The sequence below is a fragment of the Chryseobacterium sp. SIMBA_038 genome (assembly GCF_046535115.1).
Taxonomy (GTDB): Bacteria; Bacteroidota; Bacteroidia; order Flavobacteriales; family Weeksellaceae; genus Chryseobacterium.
This window is the reverse complement of record NZ_JAWRXH010000172.1, coordinates 1-271: the sequence shown is the minus strand read 5'-3', so window position 1 is coordinate 271 and position 271 is coordinate 1. Positions and strand designations below refer to the sequence as shown.

1 protein-coding gene is annotated in these 271 nt (G+C 64.6%); it reads right to left on the bottom strand.

Translation table 11 applies throughout. The features are described from left to right. Positions 1-18 precede the first annotated feature (18 nt). Positions 19-271, bottom strand: a 253-nt coding sequence (locus SB689_RS23160; RefSeq protein WP_410694405.1) for an FCD domain-containing protein, incomplete at its 5' end; no start/stop codon positions are given.

Genomic DNA, 271 nt, shown 5'->3' with positions numbered 1-271 from the left:
AAGCGAGCCGCCATCGAGTCATTCTGAGCGTACGCGGTACGCGCGCAGGTCCAGTTCAGAATCGAGCACCAGCTTCTGCTGCAGCGCTGCGTGAACCTTACGCAGTTGCGCCTCGGCTTCGTCCATGTGCGCCGTCATCAGTTGCGCGACCGCCTCGGCATCCCGGCGCCTCGCGGCGTCCACTATCGCGCGGTGCGCGTCAACCGTGTGCTGCCCGAATGCCTGATAGTCCTTCTGCGTCACGTTCCCCGCCACGATCACCAACGTGTGC